Here is a 22,659-nt window from a genome sequence, read left to right as displayed (position 1 = left end):
ACCCGGTTCGCGGGCGTTTGCGCGGCTAGACTGCACGAGGCCGTCCGTGGTCGCACGAGGTCGCGAAGGAGTGTGGGAGTGCTTTCGATCGGCATCGACATCGGCGGAACCAAGATCGCCGGGGGAGTGGTCGATGGGTCGGGCGCGATCACGCGTGCGCTCCGCGTGGACACCCCCGAGAGCCCGCGCGACATCGAGAAGGCCGTGGCCGCGATGATCCGCGACCTGCGCTCTGGCTCCGCGATCACCGCGGTCGGTGTGGCCGCCGCGGGATTCATGAACCGCGAACGTACGATCATGCGCTTCTCGCCGAACATCGCGTGGCGTGACGAACCCCTGCGCGACAGGATCGCCGAGCTCGCGGGTGTCGAGATCGTGCTCGAGAACGATGCAGATGCCGCCGGCTGGGCGGAGTACCGCTTCGGCGCCGGTCGTGGACGAGGTTCGGTGGCGATGATCACGCTCGGCACGGGAGTCGGCGGCGCGATCATCACGGACGGTAAGCTCTCACGCGGTGGATTGGGGATCGGTGGCGAGTTGGGACATGCGCGCCTCATCCCGAACGGATTGCCCTGCGGGTGCGGTCGGAACGGATGCCTCGAGCAGTACGCATCCGGACATGCGCTGCGCCGCATCGCTGGCGAGATCGCCGAGTCCGAGGCATCCGGGATCGGGGCGGCCCTCGCCGCGCGTCGGGGCGCTGACGGGCAGATCCCCGGAGCGGCGATCGCCGACCTCGTTCGCTCCGACGACCCGGGAGCTGTGGAAGCCCTGCATCGCGTCGCCGTGTCGCTCGGCGAGGCGTGCGGCAGCTTCGCTGCCATCCTCGATCCCGAGATCTTCGTGATCGGCGGGGGAGTATCGATGCTCGGCGAACGGCTCCTCGGGCCCGTGCGAGAGGCGTTCCGTTCGGCCCTGCCCGCTGCGAGCCATCGTACCCTCGCGGAGTTCGCGATCGCCGAGCTGACCAACGACGCGGGCGTGATCGGGGTCGCCGACCTCGCCCGCCGCGCAGACATCCGGAACGGTGAGTGAGCGGTGTTCTACTGGTTGATGAAGTACATCGTGATCGGGCCGCTCCTGAAGGCGATCTTCCGCCCCTGGATCGTGGGGCGTCGTAACATCCCGGTCGAGGGCGGTGCGATCCTGGCGAGCAACCACCTGTCCTTCGCCGACTCGGTGTTCCTGCCCCTCATGATCGACCGGCAGATGTCGTTTCTGGCCAAGAGCGACTACTTCACGGGCCGTGGGATTCGCGGCTGGGCGACTCGCGTGTTCTTGAAGGCCACGGGTCAGATCCCGATCGATCGCTCGGGCGGCAAGGCATCCGAAGCATCCCTGAACACCGGGCTGTCGGTGCTCGCGAACGACGATCTGCTGGGCATCTATCCCGAGGGGACCCGCAGCCCCGACGGTCGGCTCTACCGCGGCCGAACCGGCATCGCGCGCATGGCGCTCGAGGCGCGCGTGCCCGTCATTCCGGTCGTGATGGTCGACACCGACACGATCATGCCGATCGGAAAGCGGATGCCGCGCATCGGCCGTGTCGGCGTGGTCATCGGCGAACCGCTCGACTTCTCCCGTTTCGCCGGGCTCGAGGGCGATCGCTACGTACTCCGGTCCGTCACGGACGAGATCATGGTCGCGCTGCAGCGGCTGGGCGAGCAGTACTACGAGGACGTCTACGCCTCAACGGTCAAGGACCGCCTCGCCGTCCGACGCTGAGCGTCGCTTTCGCGAGCGGTGACGCGGATCCCGCGCCGGTCCGGGGAAGGGTGCCGCGGCATCCCGAGCGTGTGTCGCACGGATAGACTGAGCGGATGCAACAGCTGCTTGACCCCCTCGATTCCTGGCGTTCACTGCCGATCAAACAGCAGCCCCAGTGGCGCGATGCCGATGCCGTTGCCGCTGTGTCGGTCGAGATCGCAACGCTTCCGCCCCTCGTTTTCGCGGGAGAGGTCGACATCCTGCGCGATCGTCTCGCGAGCGCGGCATCGGGCAAAGCTTTCCTGTTGCAGGGCGGCGACTGCGCCGAGACCTTCGCGGGTGCGACGGCCGAGCAGATCCGCAACCGCATCAAGACGGTGCTGCAGATGGCGGTCGTCCTGACCTACGGCGCCTCGATGCCGGTCGTGAAGATGGGCCGCATGGCGGGTCAGTTCGCCAAGCCCCGGTCGAGCGACACCGAGACGCGCGGCGAGGTCACTCTCCCGGCCTACCGCGGCGACATCGTGAACGGGTACGACTTCACGGAGGCCTCGCGCCAGCCCGATCCCGCGCGTCTACTGAAGGGCTACCACACGGCTGCCTCGACGCTGAACCTCATCCGCGCGTTCACGCAGGGTGGGTTCGCGGACCTCCGCGAGGTGCACAGCTGGAACAAGGGGTTCGCCGAGAACCCGGCCAACCAGCGTTACGAGCGGATCGCTGGCGAGATCGATCGCGCGATCAAGTTCATGGAGGCCGCGGGCGCCGACTTCGACGACCTACGCCGCGTCGAGTTCTACACGGGCCACGAGGGCCTGCTCATGGACTACGAGCGCCCCATGACCCGCATCGACTCCCGCACCGGAACGCCGTACAACACGTCGGCGCACTTCGTGTGGATCGGGGAGCGTACGCGTGACCTCGACGGCGCGCACATCGACTACTTCTCGAAGATCCGCAATCCGATCGGTGTGAAGCTCGGGCCCACGACTTCTCCTGAGACGGTGCTCGAACTGATCGACAAGCTCGACCCCGAGCGCGAGCCGGGGCGTCTGACGTTCATCACGCGCATGGGTGCGGACAAGATCCGCGACGCTCTGCCGCCGTTGCTCGAGGCCGTCCGCGACTCCGGCGCCACCCCGCTGTGGGTCACCGACCCGATGCACGGCAACGGCATCACCACGCCTACGGGGTACAAGACGCGCCGCTTCGACGACGTGGTCGACGAGGTGCGCGGATTCTTCGAGGCGCACCGCGCGGTCGGCACGTTCCCGGGCGGTATCCACGTGGAGCTCACGGGCGACGACGTGACCGAGTGCCTGGGTGGCTCCGAGATGATCGACGAGGCCACGCTGGCCACGCGCTACGAGAGCCTCTGCGACCCGCGCCTGAACCACATGCAGAGCCTCGAGCTCGCGTTCCTCGTGGCCGAGGAGCTCGAGAAGCGCTGACCCCGGCTCATCCGGGCATCGACCTGTCACAAACCGCTCCATTTCTTCGAAATATCGAGCGGTTTGTGACAGGTCGATCTGCGTTTCGGCGCGGAGGCTGTGGATAACATTCGGTGCGCGTTGGGGGCGCGGCAGAGTGGGGCGATGGGTCGACGGATCGAGCTCCCGCACGAGATACCGCCCGGGTCGGCGTTCACGGTTGCCCAGGGGCGGTCATCGGGCGTTGCCGACGGACGGATGCGTGGGCGCGACCTTGCCCGTCCGCACCACGGCGTACGGGCCCGCGGGATGGACCTCACCGACCTCGTTGACCGTTGCACCGCGCTGTTGCCCGTGCTCGATGACGATCAGGTTTTCAGTCACACCACCGCGGCCAGATTGTGGGGACTCCCCTTGCCCGCTGGGGCTCAGACATCCGACAGCCTCGATGTTCTGACGGTCGGTCCGCGGCGCATGCGTCGTCCGGGTGTCGCCGGTCGACAGACCGAGGATGCCTCGACGCCGGTCGTCTTCTTCGCCCACCTTCCCGTCGTCGCTCCGGCCCGAACGTGGTGCCACCTGGCCGAGCAGGGGCGCGCCATCGGCATCGATCGCCGGTGGGTCGTCGCGATCGGTGACGCGCTCATCAGCGGTACCCGGAGGACGGGTGGGCGCACCCCGGCCCTTGCCGAGCCGGTCGAGCTCGACGCGGAGGTCGCTCGGCACGGTTCGCGCCGTGGGGCTGCCGACCTCGCCTGGGCTGTGCCGCGCCTGCGGCGGCCGGTCGATTCACCGCGCGAGACTCTGCTCAGGCTCGTGCTCGTGGCGGGCGGCCTGCCCGAGCCAGAGGTGCAGTTCGCGGTGCGAACGGCCCGAGGCATCCGGCACGCCGACCTGGGCTATCGCGAGGCGCGCCTTCTGCTGGAGTACCAGGGCGATGACCACCGCAGGTCCCGCTCGCGCTGGCTCGAGGATCTCACCCGGAGACAGCTTTTCGAAGACGCGGGATACCGGCTGATCGAGATCGGCGCGGACGACCTGGTCGACGAGGCCGCGCTGGTCGCGAGGGTCCGCCGTGCTCTCGAGGGCCGGCATTTCCGCGCGTGACCCCATCGAGCCGTCACAGAACGCTCGATCTGAGCCGCAGATCGAGCATTTCGTGACAGGTCGAGGACTTAGAGAGTGGGGGTTAGCGTAATCGTGCTGCCCTTGGGGGCCTCCGTGCCCGCCTTGGGGTTCGTGGCACGCACCTTGTAGACGTCCCAGTACTTGAAGCCGAGGGGCAGCTCGCCGTCTTCGATCCCGGCATTGACCTCGAAGCCGAGACCCTCAAGTGTCTTGACGGCGTTACGGATGCTCATCCCGACGACGTTCGAGGGAATCTCGATCGGCTGAGGGCCCTTCGACACCACGAGCGTAACCGCGTCGCCCGGGACCCAGTTGCGCCCTTCGGGCCCGCGCACTCCGATCACGTCGCCCTGATCGATGTCGTCGGAGAACTCTTCTTCGGGAGTGGGGGATACCTCGAGCTTCACAGCCTGCAGTGTGGAGGTCGCCGCCTGCGCGCTCAACCCCACGACGGGGGGCACCGGGCCGAGCGAAACGGTCAGGGTGACGGTGCTGCCCTCGAGCACCGTGCCGCCGTTCGAGACATCGAACGCAACTCCCTCAACGGGTTGCGCGGTCGCCGACAGTACCGTGCCGGCCGCGGGTTCCGCGAACTCCTGCACGCTCTGACCGACCTCGATCTTGATGTCGGTCAGCATGGTGGTGACGGCGTCTTCGGGCTGACCTACGAGCGCCGACAGGTCGTGCGGCTGCGGGCCGAGCGACAGGATGACGGACACGGTCGCGTCCTTGTCCACGCGTTCGCCGGGGCCGGGATTCGTGTAAAGCACGAGGCCCGCATCGACCTCGAGGCTGTGCTCGCCCTCGCCCTGAACCGCCACGAGCGTGTCCTGCTGCAGTCGCGCGGCGGCGTCCTCGAAGGACCTGCCCGAGACATCCGGAACCGCGACGAGCGAGCCCGGTCCCGACCCGAACCACCATCCGGCACCGCCCGCGAGCCCCGCGAGCAGAATCACCAGCACCGCAAACCAGGCGCCGCGCGCGCGACGACGCCCCGCGCGTCGCCGCAGCAGGGTGCCGTTGTCGACATCCGAGGTCACGGTCGTCGTGAGAGCCGCGGCCGCGGGCATGACCTTGGTCAGCTCGCCCGAGTTGCTGTCGTCGTGGATTCCGATCGCGACCGTCGCCCGTGTCGGGGCGGGGGCGACACCCAGGTCGCGTTCGATCTCGCGCAGGCGATCGAGCATGACGGACGCGTCGTCCGGGCGATCGTCGGGATTCTTCTCCGTCGCCCACAGCACGAGTTCGTCGAGCGGCTCGGGAATCTGCGGATTCTTCGCGCTCGGCCTCGGCACCGTGTCGGTGGCGTGGCGGTAGGCGATCTGCATCGGCTGTTCGCCCTTGTAGGGCTGGTCGCCGACGAGCATCTCGTACAGCATGATGCCGAGGGCGTAGATATCGCTGCGCGCGTCGGCCTGCCCGCGCGTGACGAGTTCGGGTGCGAGGTAGGCGATCGTGCCCATCAGCATCTGACCGGTCGCGGTGTTCGCGGTCGTCGCACGCGCGAGGCCGAAGTCGCCGATCTTGATGCGGCCGTCCTCGGCCAGCAGGATGTTCTCGGGTTTGACGTCGCGGTGCACGATGCCGGCGCGGTGCGCTGCCGCAAGACCCGACAGGGTCGCATCCATGATCGTGATCGTCTGCGCCACCGTGAGCTTCTTCTGCTCCTTGAGCAGTTCGCGCAGCGTGATGCCCGGCAGGTATTCCATCACGAGGTAGGCGATGCCCTCGTCCTGGCCCTGGTCGAAGACGTTGACCACGTTCGGGTCGGCCAGCCGAGCGGCCGCGCGCGCCTCCTGGATGAAGCGAGTCTGGAATACCGCGTCGTCGCTCAGGTGCCCGTGCATGACCTTGAGGGCGATGCGCCGCTCGAGTCGCAGGTCGGTAGCCACGTATACCGTGGCCATGCCGCCGCGGGCGATCCGCGCGCGAACGCGGTAGCGAGAGTCGACAAGCCGCCCGATGAGGGGGTCGGCTTGCTGGCTCGTACTCACGAATGAAGTCTACGGAAGCTATGGCCCGTGCCCCGGGAGCGCCTCACCCTCGGGGTAAGGCGGAAACGTGTCATCCGAGCGCGGCGATCCACTGGTATGCGGCGCCCTCCCAGGCGGCGTAGCGGTCGGGGAACGCGGAGCGCTGCACGGTCTGCGCGGCCTGCGCGAAGCCCATGTTCTCCCACCCGGACACGTCGAGCAGTCCGCGTGTGCGGTTGCCGTTGGGGTCGGACGGACCGCCGTAGAAGACCCGGATCGAACGGGATGCGTCACGAACTTCGGCGGGAGTGCCCCAACCGGTGCTCGGTCGCTGCTGGTACAGACCGAGCGAGTCGCGGTCGCCCCAATCGAGGTTTCGGATCCAGGACTCGACCATTGCGGTGGCGAGCGCGATCGCGATGCCGCGATCGGAGACGCCGAGTTCGCGGCCGACCTGGATGATCAGTCGCGCGTTCTCGATCTGCTCGGCGTCGAGTCCGTCGACGGATGCGGCGGCCGCCGGTGCCGCGGCGGGTGCCGCGCCGGTGCCGGGCACGGCGATGGCCTGCCCGGGGTAGATGATCGAGCCCGAACCGAGCCCGTTCGCCTCGAACACGGCGGCGAGCGTCACACCGTACTTCTTGGCGATACCCGAGAGAGTGTCGCCGCGGGCGACGGTGTGGGTGGTCTGCGGGGCGGCAGGTGCGTGTGCTGGCGCGGGGGCGGCAACCGGGGTGACGGCCGCGGCGGTGGTGACGCCCGGAACGTTCAGGGTCTGCCCCGGGTAGATCACCGAGCTCCAGCCGAGCCCGTTCGCTTCGAACAGGGTCTTCAGGCTGATGCCGTGGCGCTGAGCGATGCCGGTCAGGGTGTCGCCGGCGACGACCGTGTGCGACATGATCGTGGGCGCGGAGGGGGTGGGCGCGACCTGTGCAGCGGCCGGTGCGCTCAGGTTCAGAACCTGACCCGGGCGGATAACCGAAGACCAGTCCAGACCGTTCCACGCGAGAACATCGGCGGGGCGAAGACCGTGTGCGGTCGCGATCGACCAGACGCTCTCACCCGCGGCGACAACGTGCGTCGCCACCGACGGGGTCGCGGGCACGCCGCGCCATTGGGGGCGCGATTCTCGCTCGGCGTTCATCGGCGCGGCCTCGGCAGGCGTCGCGACGAGTGTCGCGGCGAACGTGCCGATCAGCGCTGCGGGCACGGTGAAGTGCGCACGGTTCGGACGAACAAGCGTCTTGAGTGACTTGCGCACGGATTTTCCCCTCGATCAAACTCCTGAAACGCTGTCACGCCTGTTAACGAAAGTCAACAGAAGTGATATGTGGGGACCATGTTGCTGTTGTTGCAGACGAGGTTAGGAGCGCTCCGGGTCGGGCAGATGCACGACCTTCACGTTCAGGCGGGAGTGCCCGTGACGTCGTCCGCTCGGTCGTGACACACTGTCTGGGTGAGTGAGACACCAGCCTGGGCCTCCGCCATCGAGTGGCTGCCCCTTCCCGTCGTCGCCGAATTGATGGGCGAAACGCCCGGCCGCGTCCGACGCCTGCTCGATGACCACCATCTCGTCGCTATGCGCGTCGACGGTGCGCTCAAGATCCCCGCGGACTTCCTGGTCGAAGATCGGCCCTTGCCGTCGTTGCGCGGCACGATCATCGTGCTTCTCGACCGGGGTTTTTCGACCGACGAGATTGTCGAGTGGCTGTTCGAGACCGAAGAGACCATGGGTGAAGCCCCGATCGCGGTCCTTCGTGCCGGCCGCAAGAGCGAGGTACGTCGCGTCGCGCAGTCGCTCGGCTGATACCCCGTCGCTCGGCTGATACCCCGTCGCTCGGCGGGCCGCCTAGCGTACTCCCGGCCCCCGTTGTTGGGGCGTCGAGATCCCGTTGGGGCGCGGGGTACCGCGCCCCAACGGGGTTCTGACGCCCCAACAACCTGGTTGGTGCGGAGGCGCGAGCGCCCCGAGTCGTGAAGCGCCTACGCGACTCGGTCGACCGCCGCTCGCGCGAGATCGCGGAGCACCCCGACCGACGCGTTGTCGAGTGGAGCGCCCGCGAGGGCGCGATCCGCTTCGCGCGCGTACGAGGTGATGAGTTCTTCGACCCGGTCCAGGGCACCGCTATCGCGGATCGTGTCTTGGAGCATCCGGACCTGGACGTCTTCGAGGTCCGGATCGCCGAGCAGCTCGTCGAGAGTGCGGCGGACGGATGCGGGAAGTTCCTGCCTTGCGAAGGCGATGAGCGCCGTGCGCTTGCCCTCACGCAGGTCGTCGCCGCTCGGTTTGCCGGTTGCGGCCGAATCGCCGAAGACGCCCAGGACGTCGTCGCGCAGCTGAAAGGCCATGCCGACGGGGTGGCCGAAGGCGCGGAGTGCATCTTGTTGCTCCGTGTTCGCGCCGCCGATCGCCGCCCCGATGAGGAGCGGCTGCTGGACGGAGTAGCGCGCCGACTTGAACGACGCGACATGGAGCGCCCGATCGAGCTGCTCATCGTCCGGGGCGGGAACAGTCTCCGCCGCGATGTCGAGGTACTGTCCGACCGTCACATCCCGCCGCATCTCCGCGTATCGGCGGCGGGCCGCTCGCGCGCGGTCGGCGGGCGCATCCGCTATGCCCTCCTCGAACAGGTCGTCGCTCCACGCGACCAGAAGATCGCCGGCGAGGATCGCAGATGAGCGCCCGTAGGCGGCGGCGTCGCCGGTCCATCCGCCCGCGACATGAGCGGCCTCGAACGCGCGGTGCGTCGCGGGGCGTCCGCGGCGCGTGTCGGAATTGTCGATGATGTCGTCGTGCACCAGGGCCGCGGCGTGAAAGATCTCGAGCGCGGCGGCTGCGGCGATGATTTCCTCGGTGTGGGAATCATCCGTCACCGACCTCCAGCCCCAGTAGCAGAAAGCAGCCCGCAGCCGTTTTCCGCCCCGCAACGTCGCGGCGGGGAGCTCGAGGATCGGACGGGCGAGGGGACCGGCGTCTGTCGCCTCGTCGACGCGAGCCGAGACAAAACTCTCCAGTCGCTGTGAAACCGCTTGGATGGCGTCTGGGGATCCCTGCACGGGCCTAGCCTAGTAACCGGCGCCGCGAGTAGACTGTGACGCAATCTTTAGAACCCACGGGGGACCGATGCCACTCTCTGAACAGGAGCAGCGCCTTCTCGATGAGATGGAGCGCCATCTTCTGCGCAACGACGCCGATGTCGTCAGCTCGGACCGCGAGGGCCGCGCCATGAACTACCGCAATGTCACGTTGGGTGCGATCCTCGTTCTCATCGGGATCGGCGCGCTCGTTGCGGGTGTGGCCTCGCAGTTGATCGTGGTCGGAATCCTCGGCTTCGTCGCGATGCTTGGGGGAGTGGTCCTCGCTCTCACGCCCACACGGGTCGACGTCACGCGGATGCCCGCTCCCGGGAGCACGAGCGCCCCGCGTCGTGCGAGCCAGGTCAGCTTCATGGATCGCATGAACGATCGATGGGACCGGCGTCAAGACGGCCACTAGCCCTCCACCTCCCTCCACTCTTCGGGGTCGACCTTCGGGTCGGCCCCTTTTTTGTGCCCGCATCCGGCTGAGATCCCGAGTTTCCGCGTCGTTCCGCGAGCATCCGGGAGGAGCGACGCGTCTTCGAACGGCTCGTCGGGCTCTCGTTGTCGTGTCGGCGAGCTTGTTCCTCTCGGATGTTCGGTCGTTCGGGGACTCACGCGCGGATTCGTGGTGCGAAAGCGTAGGAAAGTGGAGGGAAGTGGAGTAACGTGGGGCCAAACCTGAGACGGGCCGGGCGAAGGGGGGTACACGTCGATGCTTCTCGGCACCTACACCCCCAAGCTCGACGACAAAGGACGCGTGATCCTCCCCGCAAAGTTCCGTGAAGACCTCGCCGGTGGCGTCGTCATCACCCGCGGTCAAGACCGCTGCCTCTTCGTCTTCAGCTCCGCCGAGTTCGAGCGTGTGCACGAGCGGATCCGCGAGGCGCCGCTCAGCAACAAGCAGGCTCGCGACTTCCTGCGCATGTTCCTGTCCGGTGCGAGCGCCGAGATGCCCGACTCGCAGAACCGCATCACCATTCCCACGCACCTCCGCGCCTACGCCGGCCTCGAGAAAGAACTCGTCGTCACGGGCGTCGGCGCGCACGCCGAAATCTGGAACGCGGATGCCTGGAACACCTACGCCGCCGCCAACGAGGAGTCGTACTCCGATCTGGAGCAGGAGGTGATCCCGGGCCTCTTCTGACGCCCCCTGGTCCTGACTCCCAGCCGCCACGCCCTGACACACTTCCCCGGTGCCAGGTCGGAGCGGATGGGGATCAGGGCCCGGGGTCCCGCCCCTCCCATCATGGAAACCCGAGACCGCCACACCCCTGTTCTGCTCGAGCGCTGCATCGAGCTGCTCGCCCCCGCCCTCCAGCGTCCGGGTGCCGTCCTCGTTGACGCCACGCTCGGAATGGGTGGGCACTCCGAGGCCTTCCTCGAACGCTTTCCCAACATTCACCTGATCGGGCTCGATCGCGACACCGACGCGCTCCGGCTCGCGGGCGAACGGCTTGCCCGCTTCGGCGACCGCGTGAGCATGGTGCACACCGTCTACGACGGCATCGCCGAAGCCGCAGCATCCGTCGGCTACGACCGGGTCGATGCGATCCTTTTCGACCTCGGCGTATCGTCTCTGCAGCTCGATGAGTCCGACCGAGGCTTCGCCTACTCTCGAGATGCACCGCTCGACATGCGGATGGATCAGACGGATGGTCGCACCGCCGCAGATATCATCGCGACCTACCCCGAGGGGGCACTCCGGGCCATCTTCGAGCGGTACGGCGAAGAGAAGCTCGCCGCCCGCTACGCCCGATTCATCGTCGCGGCCCGTGAGCGGGCGCCTATCCAGCGGTCGGGCGAGCTGGTCGAGGTGCTTGTCGCCGCGACTCCCGCGGCCGCCCAGCGCGCGGGCCACCCCGCGAAGCGGGTCTTCCAGGCGCTCCGGATAGAGGTCAATGAAGAACTCGTCGCGGTGGAGCGTGCAATTCCCGCGGCCCTCGATCTTCTTGCCGTGAACGGCCGCATCGTCGTGCTGGCCTACCAGTCGCTCGAAGACCGCATCGTCAAACGTGCCTTCGCGGATGCGTCGGCCTCAACCGCGCCCTCGGGCCTGCCCGTCGAACTTCCCGAGCACGCTCCGAAGTTCCGTCTGCTCGTCAAGGGTGCGGAGTTCGCACCCGAGGACGAGCGCGAACGCAACCCGCGTGCCACACCCGTCCGACTCCGCGCCGCAGAGAGAGCGAGGGCCGCATGAGCCTCGCAACCACCGCCCTTCCCCTCGTTCCGGGCACGGCGACGCGTCCCGAACGCAATCGCCTGCGTGCCGTCGACGGCGCCTCCGCGCGTCGCCGCCGACCGCGGCTGGCGTATGCGATCATCGCGCTGAGCGGCGCTGTCGCCATCGCGGCGGCGCAGATGGGAATCTCGATCGCGATGACCCAGGGCGTGTACGAAGAACAGGCACTGACCCAGCAGGTGAAAGCCCTGCAGTACGAGAGTCAGTCGCTGAACCAGCAGCTCGTCGGGTTGAGCTCCCCCCAATACCTCGCCGCGAACGCCTCCGCACTGGGCATGGTCATCAACGAGGCTCCCTCCTACCTCCGTCTCTCGGACGGCGCAATCCTGGGCAGCGGCGCGGCCGCGCCGTGGCAGTCGACGGTCGATGCCATCGGACGAGGCAGTGTCGCCAACTCGCTCGTCGCGACAGCGCCTCTGGTCACCGCGCCCGACGCGACCATAGAAGGTTTGCCCGAGGCACCGGTCGCACCGACCGATGCGGTCGTCACCGGTCCACCCGCTCTCTCCGAGGGGCTTCCCGCCCCGCAGACCCGCTGACACGGGCACTGACAACGGCACTGACAACGGCACTGACAACGGCACTGACACCGAAGAATTCCGGAACCGACATGCGAAACGCGGCGACACACAGATGACTACACGCACCACACGTTCCCCCCGCCGCCGCACCGTGGTCGCCCTCGCGGTGGTCCTGTCGATCCTCGGGGTATTCGTCGTGCGTCTGGTCGACATTCAGGTCGTCAATGCCGACGACCACCGCGCCGATTCAGCCGGCGTCGGGATGGTCGCGAGTAATAAGCTGACCGCCGCGCGCGGCACGATCGTCGATGAGACAGGGGCTGTGCTCGCGGGCAACACCATGCTGTACGACGCGCAGGTCGACCCGCAGAACATCCTCAATCAGAAGTTCAGCGACGGCCGCGCAGTGCAAGAGGTGTGGCCCGAGCAAGCGGCTCAGATTGCCGCGATCACCGGGCAGACGCCCGAACAGGTGCAGCAGATCGTGGCGGACGTGCTCGCGGCCAACGCCGACTCGCAGTGGGCGCAGATAACCACGAGGCTCAGCACGGATCAGTACCAGGCGCTCGCCGCCCTCGACCTTCCGTTCTTGTACACGACGCCGCACCCTGCCCGCAGCTATCCGGACGGAGCGGTCGGCGGCAATCTCGTCGGATTCGTCGGGTCTGACGGCGAGGCGCTCGCGGGGCTGGAGCTCTCGCAGAACGACTGCCTCTCGGGCGAGGACGGTGCGGAGTCGTACGAACGCGGCAAGGACGGCGTGGTGATCCCCGGAACCCGCAAGCAGACGCCCGCCGAGGACGGCGGAACGCTGCAGCTGACGATCAACCGTGACCTGCAGTGGTATCTGCAGCAGATGGTCGCCGAAGAGGTGCAGAACCAGCAGGCGAACTACGGCACGGCGTTCGTCCTCGAGGTAGAAACGGGCAAAATCCGCGCGGCCGCCGAGTACCCGACGGTCGACCCGAACAATGTCACCGCTTCGGCTGACGCAGATCGCAGCAGTCGCATCTTCACGTACGAGTTCGAGCCGGGCTCGACCTTCAAGCCCGTCACGGCCTCCACGATCATCGATAGCGCAGGTGTCACGCCGCTGACCCCGACGATCCCCGCCGCCGGACGCGAGACGCTGCCGGGGGACGTGACGATCAATGACGTCTTCTCACACCCGTCGTACAACTACACGATGACCGGCGCGCTCGTCGACTCATCGAACGTTGCGCTGTCGAAGTTCGGCACGCTCGTGTCGGACGAGGTGCGTTACGACTACCTCAAGCGTTTCGGTGTCGGCAAGAAGACCGAGGTCGGCTTCCCCGGCGAGCGCACGGGCATCCTGCACGACGCTCCCTGGGATCAGGCATCCCACTACACGACGACCTTCGGGCAGTCCTTCACGGTCACCGTCCCGCAGGTCGCGAGCGTTTACCAGACGATCGCGAACGACGGTGTGCGGATGCCTCTGAGCCTCGTCGAGTCGTGCACAACGTCCTCGGGCGAGGTCATCGAGCCTGAACTTCCCGAACCCGAGCAGGTCATCAAGCCGCAGACTGCGGCCGACGTCACCCTCATGCTCGAGAACGTGTTCCAGCAGGTCACGAACCGCAAGGTGCTCGCCATCGATGGCTACCGGATGGCGACCAAGTCGGGTACGGCGGAGAAGGCGAACGAGGACGGTAGCGGGTACAAACAGGGCATCTTCTACACGACGCTCGCCGGTTTCGCGCCCGCGGACGACCCGAAGTACGTGGTCATCTTCACGCTCGACGAGCCGAAGAAGAATAGGATGTCTTCGGCCAATGCCGCCGGTTTCCAGAAGGCGATGACCCAGGTCTTGAAGACCTACCGGGTGCTTCCGTCCAGCACGCCGGGGCCCGAAATTCTACCCAAGTACCAGTAAATCCTGCCCGTACCGATGACGTCGCGCGGGTGCCGCCCACAGCCCACTGTTCAGGGAGAGTGTCCATGATCGCGCTGACGTATGCCGAGCTCGCCCACGCCACCGGGGGCGAGCTGCGTACCGTCGGATCGGACACGGCTGACTCAATCGTCGACGGCACCGTCGAGACCGATTCGCGCCTCATCGAGTCGGGCGGAGTGTTCGCTGCCAAGCCCGGTGCCGAAACCGACGGGCATCTGTTCGTCGGCACGGCACACGAGCGGGGGGCGGTCATTGCTCTCGTAGAGCACCCCGTCGACACTCCGATCAGCCAGGTTGTCGTCGCCAGCGTCGTGGGAGCTCTCGCCGACCTGGCACGCTACGTCGTGGCGCGAGTACGCGACGGGGGCGAACTCACCGTCGTCGGCATCACCGGCTCGAACGGGAAGACGACCACCAAGAACATGGTCGCCCGCATTCTCCGCGACCAGGACGAGACCGTCTGGCCCCATGCATCGTTCAACAACGAGGTCGGTGCTCCCCTGACGATGCTGCGCGTGACCCACAGCACGCGGTACCTCGTGTGCGAGTTCGGTGCCAGCGCTCCCGGCGAGATCGCCCGTCTCGCGGGACTCGTCACGCCCGATATCGGCGTCGTGCTGATGGTGGGTCTCGCGCATGCCGGCGGGTTCGGCGGCATCGAGGCGACCGTGGCAGCGAAATCCGAGCTGGTCCACTCAATCCGCCCCGGGGGCACCGCGGTCTTGAACGCCGACGATCCGCGGGTCGCAGGGATGGCGTCGATCGCGCACGAGCGTGAGGTCGAGGTCGTGTGGTTTGGTCGGGGAGCGAGCGCCGATGTGCGAGGCGACGACATCCGCGTCACGGCCGAGGGCACCACGTGCGAGGTCACGGTCGGCGATGTCTCCGTTCCGCTGCGTCTCCGTGTGCTCGGCGAGCACTTCGTCGCCAACGCTCTGGCCGCGATCGCCGTCGCGACACGCATCGGAGTATCGCTGCAGGATTGCGTCGAGCGACTCGAGACGCTCGAGCTCGCCGAACGCTGGCGAATGCAGCCGCTCGGCTCCGATCGCGTGCGCATCATCAACGACGCCTACAACGCCAGCCCCGACTCGATGTCGGCCGCACTCCGCACTCTCGCGCAGATCACGGGACCGGGCCAGCGCACGGTCGCCGTCCTCGGTGCGATGAGCGAGCTCGGCGAGTACGCCGACGACGAGCACGATCGCGTCGGACTGCTCGCGGTGCGCCTCGGCATCCAGCGGATCGTCATCGTCGGTACCGAGGCGCGACGCATGTTCCTCGAGGCGATCGCTCAGGGATCATGGGACGGCGAAGCTGTCTTCTTCCCGGACGCGGATGCCGCCTACGACTACCTGCAGGGCGAGCTGCGCGACGGCGATCGGGTGCTCGTGAAGTCCTCCAACGCGGCGGGGCTCCGGCACCTCGGCGATCGTCTGGGAGAATCGTTCTCGTGAGATCCCTTCTGACGGCGGCAGCGATCTCTCTGGCGTTCACGCTTTTTCTCACGCCCGTCTTCATTCGCTGGTTCCGCAAATGGGGCTGGGGCCAGGTCATCCGCACCCCCGAGGCGATCGAGAACCCGAGCCACGGCCAGAAGCGCGGCACCCCCACGATGGGTGGGACGATCTTCATTGTCGGCACGATCGTCGGCTACCTGATCGGCGGGTTCACCGGCGGCAACCCCCCGACGATCTCGGGTCTGCTCGTCATCTGGATGATGATCGGATTCGGCGCCGTCGGCTTCATCGACGACTACATGAAGGTGCGCAGCCAGCGCAGCCTCGGCCTTTCGGGCTGGCGCAAGATCGTCGGTCAGATCCTCGTTGCGGTGCCCTTCGGCATCGTCGCCCTGAATTTCCCGAATACGTGGGATCAAACGCCGGCGTCCGCCTATGTGTCGCTGTTCCGAGACATCCCGGTGCTGTCGTTCATGGCGCTCGGGCCGGTCATCGGCTGGATCCTGTACCTGACGTGGCTGTCGCTCATCGGGGTCGCGACCTCGAACAGCGTGAACGTCTCGGATGGCCTGGACGGGCTCGCCGCGGGCGCCGGGATCTTCGTGGTCGGCGCGTACAGCTTGATCGCCTTCTGGCAGTTCAACCAGATCTGTCGAGGCGAAACGATCGCGCCCACCCTGCCAGCGGCCTGTTACGACACACCGAACTCCTTCGACCTCGCGATCGTCTCGGCGTCCTTTGTCGGTGCTCTCGTCGGCTTCCTCTGGTGGAATGCCCCGACCGCCAAGCTCTTCATGGGCGACGTCGGTTCGATGGCGATCGGCGGCGTGATCGCGGCGATGGCGATCCTCACCCGCACCGAGCTGCTTGTGGTGTTGGTCGCTGGCGTCTACGTCATCGCGTCGGGCTCGGTCATCCTCCAGCGACTGTATTTCAAGGTGACGCGTGGTAAACGTCTGTTCCTGATGAGTCCGTTGCACCACCACCTCGAGATGCGCGGCTGGTCCGAGGTGACGATCGTCGTCCGCATGTGGATCATCGCCGGCATGCTCGCCGTCTCCGGCGTCGGCCTGTTCTACGTCGAATGGCTGACCAGCGCGTGAGTGCCCCGATCGCCGAGCTGACCAGTTGGAACGCCGACTGGAAGGGCCTCCGGGTCGTCGTCCTGGGTCTCGCTCAGACCGGTTTCTCGGTCGCAGACACCCTCACCGAGCTCGGCGCTGAGGTGCTCGTCGCAACGGAAACCGCGGCCGAGGAGTACGCCAGCCTCCTCCCGGTGATCGGCGCCGACCTGCACGTCGGCCCGCTCGACGCGGTGCCCGATCGCATCACCGAGTTTGCGCCCGACGTGATCGTGGCGTCGCCCGGATTCGCGCCCGCCCACCCCGTCGTGCGTTGGGCGCTGGAGGCATCCGTCCCGCTGTGGGGCGATATCGAGCTCGCCTGGCGTGTGCGAGACAAGGTCGTGCGGGCGGATGGCTCGCCCGCGCACTGGATCCTGATCACGGGCACGAACGGCAAGACCACGACGACCCGCCTCACCGCCACCATGCTCGTCGAGGGCGGGCTGCGCGCGGCGCCGTGCGGAAACATCGGGGTGCCCGTGCTCGACGCCATCCGCGACCCCGCAGGCTTCGATGCTCTCGTCGTCGAGCTTTCGAGCCACCAACTCTGGTACCTCGCGCTTGCCGAGCCGGAGGGGCAGCCCTTCCCGCTCGCCTCGGTGTGCCTGAATCTCGCCGACGACCACCTCGAATGGCACGGATCATTCGACGCCTACCGCGATGCGAAGGCCGTCGTCTACCGGAACACCCGCCTCGCGTGCGTCTACAACAAGGCGGATGCCGCGACCCGAGAGATGGTCGAAGACGCCGAAGTGGTCGAGGGTGCGCGAGCCATCGGCTTCGACCTGGGCGTGCCGGGGCCGAGCGACGTTGGCATAGTCGACGGAATCCTCGTGGATCGGGCATTTCTCGAGGAGCGCCGGTCCAGTGCTCTCGAGCTCACGACCCTCGACCGACTGGCATCCGCCGGGCTGATCGCCCCACACATCGTCTCGAACATCCTCGCGGCCGCGGCCCTGTCACGTGCCGCGGGGGTGGAGCCGGCAGCAATCCGCGACGCGCTCGATACGTTCCGGCTCGACCCGCACCGCATCGAGGTCGTCGCGCACCATGCCGGCGTGACCTGGGTGGATGACTCGAAGGCAACGAACCCCCACGCGGCGGCATCCTCCCTCTCGGCGTACCCCGGAGCGATCTGGGTCGTGGGCGGCCTGCTGAAGGGCGTCGATATCGGCCCGCTCATCGCGGGGCGGGGGAGCGCGGTCAAGGCGGCCATCGTGATCGGACGCGTGCGCGACGACGTGCTCGGGGCATTCGCGCGACACGCCCCCGACGTGCCCGTGTTCGAGGTGGAGCACGGTGAGACTGAAGAGGTCATGAGGCGTGTCGTCCAGCGGGCGGCGGGCATCGCGGCGTCGGGAGACGTCGTGCTTCTCGCTCCGGCTTCGGCATCCTTCGATCAGTTCAGCGGATATGCCGAGCGGGGCACGCGCTTCGCGGAGGCGGTTCGCGAGCATGTCGAGGGACTCGATCCCGAGCATGACGACACCACATCCGAACGGGACACGAAACCCGATCGGGATGAAACGCAGGTAGGGGAGACGGATGGCGACTCGGACGCCGACACGCCCCCCGCGGGCGGCGCAACAGCCTGACGACGATTCGGCGCCCCGAGGACTCGCGGCGCGGGTCTCGCTCGGACGCGTGTTCGCGCCGGTGCCGAGCGAGTTCCTCCTCATCGCCTCGACCGCTCTGTTGCTGACCGGCTTCGGGCTGGTGATGGTGCTGTCGGCCACGACGGCCTCCGCGACTGCCGAAGGACAGAGCCCCTTCGAGTCGCTCATCAAGCAGGGCGTCTTCGCGGTCATCGGCATCCCCTTGATGTTCGTGGCTTCGCGCTTCCCGGTCAGGTTCTGGAAGAAAATCGCCTGGCCCCTGCTCGGGCTTGCGACACTCTTCCAACTGCTCGTCTTCGTTCCCGGACTCGGAGTCGAGATTCTCGGAAACCGCAACTGGATCTCGATCGCAGGGCAGACCGTCCAGCCATCCGAATTCCTGAAGCTCTCGCTCGCCCTGTGGGTCGCGTACGTCCTCTATCGCAAGCAGACCCTCCTGGGCCTTTGGCGCCACGTCTTCATTCCGCTCGTCCCCGTGTCTGTGGCGGTCATCGCGACCGTCATGGCGGGGCGCGACCTCGGCACGAGCATGATCCTGGTGCTGATCGTGCTCGGTGGGCTGTTCTTCTCGGGCGTGCGCCTGCGCATCTTCCTGCTGCCCCTCATCGGGGCAGCGGCCTACGTGGCCTACATGGCGGTTGCGAGCCCCAACCGCATGCGGCGCCTGATGAGCTTCATGAACGAGGACTGCGACTACTTCAACGACTGCTACCAGGCCATGCACGGCGTATTCGGTCTGGCCGGTGGCGGGATCTTCGGGCTGGGGCTCGGTAACTCGAAAGAGAAGTACGGATGGCTGCCCGCCCGGGCCAACGACTACATCTTCGCGATCGTGGGCGAAGAGGTCGGTCTCATCGGTTGCATCGTCATCCTCGGGCTGTTCACGCTGTTCGCGGTCGGTGCCTTCCACGTCATCCGCAAGACCGACGACCCGTTCATCCGCATCGCCGCGGGCGGAATCACCGTGTGGATCGTGGGCCAGGCCCTCATCAACATCGGTGTCGTGCTGCGCATTGTCCCCGTTCTCGGTGTGCCCTTGCCATTCATGTCGCAGGGTGGAACGGCTCTGCTGTCGGTCTTGATGGCCTGCGGAGTGTTGCTGTCGTTCGCTCGGACGCTGCCCACATCGTCTCAGAACGCCCGCACGGGTATCCGGGGCGGGGCGAGCGCGGCCCGCCGGGGTAAAGTCGCGGCGTGACGACCTATCTTCTGGCCGGCGGGGGAACCGCAGGCCATGTCAATCCGCTGTTGGCGGTCGCGGACGGACTTCGGGCCCGCGATCCCGAGGTGAAGATCGTCGTGCTGGGGACGAAGGAGGGGCTCGAAACGCGCCTCGTGCCGGACCGGGGCTATGAGTTGTTGACGATCGAACGCCTGCCGTTCCCGCGCCGACCGGATCGTTCGGCCATCGGCTTTCCCGCACGCTTTCGGAGGGCTGTCGGGCACGTGCGGCAGGTCATCCGCGACCGGGATGTTTCGGTCGTCATCGGCTTCGGAGGCTACGCATCCGCTCCGGCCTACGTCGCGGCGCGCAGGTCGGGCACCCCTTTCGTCGTGCACGAGGCGAATGCGCGGCCGGGTCTTGCGAACGTGCTCGGTGCCCGGAGCGCTGCGGCAGTCGGCGTCGCTTTCGCGGGGACACCGCTTCGCCGCTCTCGTGTGGTCGGGATGCCGCTGCGTCGCGAGATCGTCGACCTGGACCGGTCCGCTCTGCGGGACGAAGCGGCGGCGCATTTCGGGCTCGACCCCGCTCAGCCCACGCTCTTGGTGTTCGGGGGCTCACTCGGTGCGCTGCGTCTGAATGAGGCGTTCGCGGGTGCGTACGCTGACGTGCTCGCGACGGGGTATCAGCTCGTGCACGTGACGGGGGAGCGGTCGGACTGGTCCGACCCCGGCGCGCCCGGATATGTCGTCAAAAAGTACGAGGACCGGATGGATCTCGCCTTCGCAATGGCCGATGTCATCGTGTCGCGGGCGGGCGCTGCGACCGTCAGCGAAATCAGCGCCCTCGGCATCCCCGCCGTGTACGTTCCCTACGCGGTCGGCAACGGCGAGCAGCGCCTGAACGCCGCGTCCGCGGTCGCTGCGGGCGCCGCGGTCTTGATCGATGACGCGTTGTTCACCGCCGACCGCGTGCGGGCCGAGGTCCGGCCCCTTCTGGCCGACCCGGTCCGACTCGACGCGATGCGCGTGGCCGCGGCATCCGTCGGCTCGCGTCGAGGCACGGAAGACCTGATCGCGATGATCGACGAGGCCCTCGCTCGCTGAGTTCGCTTCGCGGGCTCGAGCTGTCACAGAACGCTCGATCTGCCGCGATGTATAGAGCATTTCGTGACAGCTCGACGGGGTCGCGGCGGTGGATGCGGCCACCGCAGGGGGCGGTGTGCTCGGCGATGGCTCGGCCGAGGCTTGCCCCCGGCGCGCCATCGAACGGTCGCGACTCGCCGTTCGCGCGCGGCGGGAACGGCGAGTCGCGACCGTTCGTGTTGTGGTCGAGCAGGCCGCAGCGCTGGCTACGCAGCTGCTGCGCGGGACGGCCAGGCGCGTCGGGTGCGGGCGTGGCTCAGGCGCCGCGCCTCCCCGATCGCCAGCACGAGTGCCGCGAGCGGAAGGGCGAACGCGAGCATGTGGATGGATACGCCGAGAACGAGCACGGATGCACCGCACAGGGCCGCGATCGTTGTCTGAACGACCCGAGGGGCCCAATGGCCTACCGCGAGGATCCAGGCGACGGCGCCGCCGAGGGGGAGAGCGGCGATCATGAGGGCCCACACGATCCGGTTGCCATCGCCGCCGCCGATGAGGTTTTCGGTCGCGGCGATCAACAGCGCGATGGCGATGAGCGACGGTGGGCCCCATGCGTTGATCGCGCGATGAGTCTGGGTTCGCATCAACCCGATTGCCGCGCAGTAGGGGAGCACAGACGCGAAGCCGGCGACGATTCCGGCCCGCATTGCCTCGGTCGAATCCAGGGCTCCGTCGGTCCAGCCGCTCCCGGTTAACGCGAAGATGATGGCGGCCATGCCCGCAACAGTCGATACCGCGGCACAGACGAGAACGCTCATGCGAGCTGGTCGGGGGGTTCTTGCCACGGGGGTGTGCGGGGGCAAAGCGGCTGCGGTGGTCGGCTTCGGCCGCGTCAGCAGAATCACGGAGCCGAGCGTTGCGAGCGCGAGGAACGCCCCGACTGTGGGGTTCATCAGCGTGAATGCCAGGAAGGGATACGCGACAATGGTGCACCCGGCGCCGCCCAGGCGGGCCCACATTGTGGGCATCTTCAGGGTTCGGAGCACGCCGCCCGCAGCTACGGCCCCCCAGGCGGCGGCGGCAAGCCACGCGGCCGTGACCAACCACAGGAATACCTGAGCGAATCCGCTGCGGGTGGTTCCCGCGTCGGCCTCGTCGAAGCCGACGTACCACGACAGTGCGGCCAGAGTCGAGAAGGCGGCAGCGGGTAGCGCGAGTACGAAAGCGGCCAGCGCCTCGGGCGCGGAGAGGATCCCGCGAGTTCGGAGCGTGGCAGCGATGGCAACCAGCATGAACAGGGGAGCCACCCCGAAGCCGGGTATCAACCCGATCGGACCCGCGCCCATGAACAAGAGCGGTATGCCCGCGAGGCCGAACGACACGGCGAGGGATGCCGCGATGATCGCCGTGCGTCGATCCAGCCGCGCGCCGAGTCCCTGGACGATCGCGCTACGCCGCAGCGACGCATCCGGGATCCGCTGCCCGCGCGCCTCAGCGTCGTCGAGCATCGTGCACAGCACCACCTCCTCGTTGCGTTCCCGCCAGATGCGCGGGTACCAGCGCAGGAGAGCCCGGAATGCGCGCTCGTCCGGTGCTGTCATGCGAACGTCGCCATGCTGACGGCGGGTGCGGGTGCCGGCGTGTGTGCCGGCACGGGGCGGTAGATCGCGAGCGCCCGCCGTGCCGCGGACGCCCGCCGCTCGAGGTCGGCGAGTTCCATCTCGAGTCGCGCCCTGCCGGTGTCGGTGAGCGCGTAGTAGCGCCGGGCGCGTCCGTCCACGATCTCTTCGCCGTCTTCGCGCACGAGGCCACGGGCCTGCAGGCGCTCGGTCGTCGCGTACAGGGTGGTCGTCTTGAGCGATCCGGGATCGCCGGATGCCTCGTCCACCTCACGCAGGATCGCGTAGCCGTGGCGGCGGCCACTGGCGAGGCTCGCCAGGATCCAGAAGGCGGTCGTGCCCAACGATTCGCTCATGCGACGAGCATATGCCCATGTCGGGACTATGTCTAGTCGTTCACCCGCCTCTCCACCCCGAGCGATGGATCGATCCTGTGCCACGAACGGACGCGACACGCCGTTCGCGCGCGCACGAGACGGCGTGTCGCGTCCGCTCGGCGCGCTCGGGATCGCTGCAGGGGCCACTCGTGGCGGGACGGCCGAGTGCCCGGGCGCGCCGGGAGCCGACCTCGCAGAAGGCCGACCTAGACTTATCGG

20 protein-coding genes are annotated in these 22,659 nt (G+C 67.7%); 15 read left to right on the top strand and 5 right to left on the bottom strand.

Annotation, left to right across the window (positions count from 1 at the left end):
* Nucleotides 1–78: 78 nt before the first annotated feature.
* The 4 genes from ACXZ1E_RS02785 (at nt 79) to ACXZ1E_RS02770 (ending at nt 4,244) form a co-directional block, all read left to right on the top strand.
* Complete coding sequence (locus ACXZ1E_RS02785; RefSeq protein ID WP_458041931.1) at nt 79–1,035, top strand: ROK family glucokinase; 957 nt, start codon at nt 79–81, stop codon at nt 1,033–1,035.
* Nucleotides 1,036–1,053: 18 nt separating this feature from the next.
* A complete protein-coding gene (locus ACXZ1E_RS02780) occupies nt 1,054–1,725 on the top strand; it encodes a lysophospholipid acyltransferase family protein (RefSeq protein WP_458352030.1) in 672 nt (223 codons plus the stop codon).
* A 95-nt stretch (nt 1,726–1,820) separates the two neighbouring features.
* Nucleotides 1,821–3,158: a class II 3-deoxy-7-phosphoheptulonate synthase gene (locus tag ACXZ1E_RS02775; RefSeq protein WP_458041929.1), complete on the top strand. Its 1,338-nt coding sequence runs from the start codon at nt 1,821–1,823 to the stop codon at nt 3,156–3,158.
* Nucleotides 3,159–3,302: 144 nt separating this feature from the next.
* Nucleotides 3,303–4,244, top strand: coding sequence for a hypothetical protein (locus ACXZ1E_RS02770; RefSeq protein ID WP_458041928.1), 942 nt, complete (start codon nt 3,303–3,305; stop codon nt 4,242–4,244).
* Between the two features lie 68 nt (nt 4,245–4,312).
* On the opposite strand, the gene pknB is transcribed toward ACXZ1E_RS02770, so the two are convergent.
* Complete coding sequence (pknB, locus tag ACXZ1E_RS02765) at nt 4,313–6,259, bottom strand: Stk1 family PASTA domain-containing Ser/Thr kinase (RefSeq protein WP_458041927.1); 1,947 nt, start codon at nt 6,257–6,259, stop codon at nt 4,313–4,315.
* A gap of 70 nt (nt 6,260–6,329) precedes the next feature.
* Nucleotides 6,330–7,499 (bottom strand): LysM peptidoglycan-binding domain-containing protein, encoded by a 1,170-nt coding sequence (locus tag ACXZ1E_RS02760; RefSeq protein ID WP_458352029.1) that lies wholly within the window; start codon nt 7,497–7,499, stop codon nt 6,330–6,332.
* Between the two features lie 195 nt (nt 7,500–7,694).
* Here ACXZ1E_RS02760 and ACXZ1E_RS02755 point away from each other — a divergent pair, with 195 nt between their 5' ends.
* Nucleotides 7,695–8,045: an Rv2175c family DNA-binding protein gene (locus tag ACXZ1E_RS02755; RefSeq protein WP_458041926.1), complete on the top strand. Its 351-nt coding sequence runs from the start codon at nt 7,695–7,697 to the stop codon at nt 8,043–8,045.
* A gap of 176 nt (nt 8,046–8,221) precedes the next feature.
* Here the strand turns inward: ACXZ1E_RS02755 and ACXZ1E_RS02750 are convergent, their stop codons facing one another.
* Entirely contained in the window at nt 8,222–9,295 is a 1,074-nt protein-coding gene (locus tag ACXZ1E_RS02750; RefSeq protein WP_458041925.1) for a polyprenyl synthetase family protein, read from the bottom strand.
* A 67-nt stretch (nt 9,296–9,362) separates the two neighbouring features.
* Between ACXZ1E_RS02750 and ACXZ1E_RS02745 the strand changes: the two genes are divergently transcribed.
* The 10 genes from ACXZ1E_RS02745 to murG all read left to right on the top strand — a co-directional run bounded on the left by ACXZ1E_RS02745 (nt 9,363) and on the right by murG (nt 20,465).
* Nucleotides 9,363–9,734, top strand: a complete 372-nt coding sequence (locus tag ACXZ1E_RS02745; RefSeq protein WP_458041924.1) for a DUF3040 domain-containing protein — start codon at nt 9,363–9,365, stop codon at nt 9,732–9,734.
* A 297-nt stretch (nt 9,735–10,031) separates the two neighbouring features.
* On the top strand, nt 10,032–10,463 hold the full coding sequence (gene mraZ / locus ACXZ1E_RS02740; RefSeq protein WP_458041923.1) for a division/cell wall cluster transcriptional repressor MraZ: 432 nt from the start codon (nt 10,032–10,034) through the stop codon (nt 10,461–10,463).
* A gap of 102 nt (nt 10,464–10,565) precedes the next feature.
* Nucleotides 10,566–11,516 carry a 16S rRNA (cytosine(1402)-N(4))-methyltransferase RsmH gene (gene rsmH / locus ACXZ1E_RS02735; protein WP_458041922.1) on the top strand — a complete coding sequence of 317 codons (951 nt, stop codon included), beginning with the start codon at nt 10,566–10,568 and terminating at the stop codon, nt 11,514–11,516.
* On the top strand, nt 11,513–12,097 hold the full coding sequence (locus tag ACXZ1E_RS02730) for a hypothetical protein (RefSeq protein ID WP_458041921.1): 585 nt from the start codon (nt 11,513–11,515) through the stop codon (nt 12,095–12,097). The genes rsmH and ACXZ1E_RS02730 overlap by 4 nt, the downstream gene beginning before the upstream one ends.
* Before the next feature lie 94 nt (nt 12,098–12,191).
* Nucleotides 12,192–13,976 carry a peptidoglycan D,D-transpeptidase FtsI family protein gene (locus ACXZ1E_RS02725; RefSeq protein WP_458041920.1) on the top strand — a complete coding sequence of 595 codons (1,785 nt, stop codon included), beginning with the start codon at nt 12,192–12,194 and terminating at the stop codon, nt 13,974–13,976.
* Nucleotides 13,977–14,041: 65 nt separating this feature from the next.
* Entirely contained in the window at nt 14,042–15,454 is a 1,413-nt protein-coding gene (locus ACXZ1E_RS02720) for a UDP-N-acetylmuramoyl-tripeptide--D-alanyl-D-alanine ligase (RefSeq protein WP_458041919.1), read from the top strand.
* Complete coding sequence (gene mraY / locus ACXZ1E_RS02715) at nt 15,451–16,560, top strand: phospho-N-acetylmuramoyl-pentapeptide-transferase (protein ID WP_458041918.1); 1,110 nt, start codon at nt 15,451–15,453, stop codon at nt 16,558–16,560. The genes ACXZ1E_RS02720 and mraY overlap by 4 nt, the downstream gene beginning before the upstream one ends.
* Complete coding sequence (murD, locus tag ACXZ1E_RS02710; protein ID WP_458041917.1) at nt 16,542–18,176, top strand: UDP-N-acetylmuramoyl-L-alanine--D-glutamate ligase; 1,635 nt, start codon at nt 16,542–16,544, stop codon at nt 18,174–18,176. The genes mraY and murD overlap by 19 nt, the downstream gene beginning before the upstream one ends.
* A complete protein-coding gene (gene ftsW / locus ACXZ1E_RS02705; protein ID WP_458041916.1) occupies nt 18,127–19,395 on the top strand; it encodes a putative lipid II flippase FtsW in 1,269 nt (422 codons plus the stop codon). The genes murD and ftsW overlap by 50 nt, the downstream gene beginning before the upstream one ends.
* Complete coding sequence (gene murG, locus ACXZ1E_RS02700) at nt 19,392–20,465, top strand: undecaprenyldiphospho-muramoylpentapeptide beta-N-acetylglucosaminyltransferase (protein ID WP_458041915.1); 1,074 nt, start codon at nt 19,392–19,394, stop codon at nt 20,463–20,465. The genes ftsW and murG overlap by 4 nt, the downstream gene beginning before the upstream one ends.
* 245 nt (nt 20,466–20,710) lie before the next feature.
* Here murG and ACXZ1E_RS02695 read toward each other — a convergent pair whose 3' ends face one another.
* Both ACXZ1E_RS02695 and ACXZ1E_RS02690 read right to left on the bottom strand, forming a co-directional pair.
* Nucleotides 20,711–22,045, bottom strand: coding sequence for a hypothetical protein (locus ACXZ1E_RS02695; protein ID WP_458041914.1), 1,335 nt, complete (start codon nt 22,043–22,045; stop codon nt 20,711–20,713).
* Complete coding sequence (locus ACXZ1E_RS02690) at nt 22,042–22,419, bottom strand: PadR family transcriptional regulator (RefSeq protein WP_458041913.1); 378 nt, start codon at nt 22,417–22,419, stop codon at nt 22,042–22,044. The genes ACXZ1E_RS02695 and ACXZ1E_RS02690 overlap by 4 nt, the downstream gene beginning before the upstream one ends.
* Nucleotides 22,420–22,659 lie beyond the last annotated feature (240 nt).

The sequence above is a fragment of the Pacificispira sp. HM-600 genome, assembly GCF_977993705.1.
The sequence above is the reverse complement of the archived record's forward strand: the minus strand, read 5'-3'. Positions and strand labels throughout refer to the sequence as shown.

Coding starts and splice junctions, on each gene's coding strand:
- ACXZ1E_RS02780 (WP_458352030.1), top strand. CDS start 1,054: ATGAAGTACATCGTGATCGGGCCGCTCCTGAAGGCGATCTTCCGCCCC.
- ACXZ1E_RS02775 (WP_458041929.1), top strand. CDS start 1,821: ATGCAACAGCTGCTTGACCCCCTCGATTCCTGGCGTTCACTGCCGATC.
- ACXZ1E_RS02770 (WP_458041928.1), top strand. CDS start 3,303: ATGGGTCGACGGATCGAGCTCCCGCACGAGATACCGCCCGGGTCGGCG.
- ACXZ1E_RS02745 (WP_458041924.1), top strand. CDS start 9,363: ATGCCACTCTCTGAACAGGAGCAGCGCCTTCTCGATGAGATGGAGCGC.
- mraZ (WP_458041923.1), top strand. CDS start 10,032: ATGCTTCTCGGCACCTACACCCCCAAGCTCGACGACAAAGGACGCGTG.
- rsmH (WP_458041922.1), top strand. CDS start 10,566: ATGGAAACCCGAGACCGCCACACCCCTGTTCTGCTCGAGCGCTGCATC.
- ACXZ1E_RS02730 (WP_458041921.1), top strand. CDS start 11,513: ATGAGCCTCGCAACCACCGCCCTTCCCCTCGTTCCGGGCACGGCGACG.
- ACXZ1E_RS02725 (WP_458041920.1), top strand. CDS start 12,192: ATGACTACACGCACCACACGTTCCCCCCGCCGCCGCACCGTGGTCGCC.
- ACXZ1E_RS02720 (WP_458041919.1), top strand. CDS start 14,042: ATGATCGCGCTGACGTATGCCGAGCTCGCCCACGCCACCGGGGGCGAG.
- murD (WP_458041917.1), top strand. CDS start 16,542: ATGGCTGACCAGCGCGTGAGTGCCCCGATCGCCGAGCTGACCAGTTGG.
- ftsW (WP_458041916.1), top strand. CDS start 18,127: ATGGCGACTCGGACGCCGACACGCCCCCCGCGGGCGGCGCAACAGCCT.
- ACXZ1E_RS02695 (WP_458041914.1), bottom strand. CDS start 22,045: ATGACAGCACCGGACGAGCGCGCATTCCGGGCTCTCCTGCGCTGGTAC.
- ACXZ1E_RS02690 (WP_458041913.1), bottom strand. CDS start 22,419: ATGAGCGAATCGTTGGGCACGACCGCCTTCTGGATCCTGGCGAGCCTC.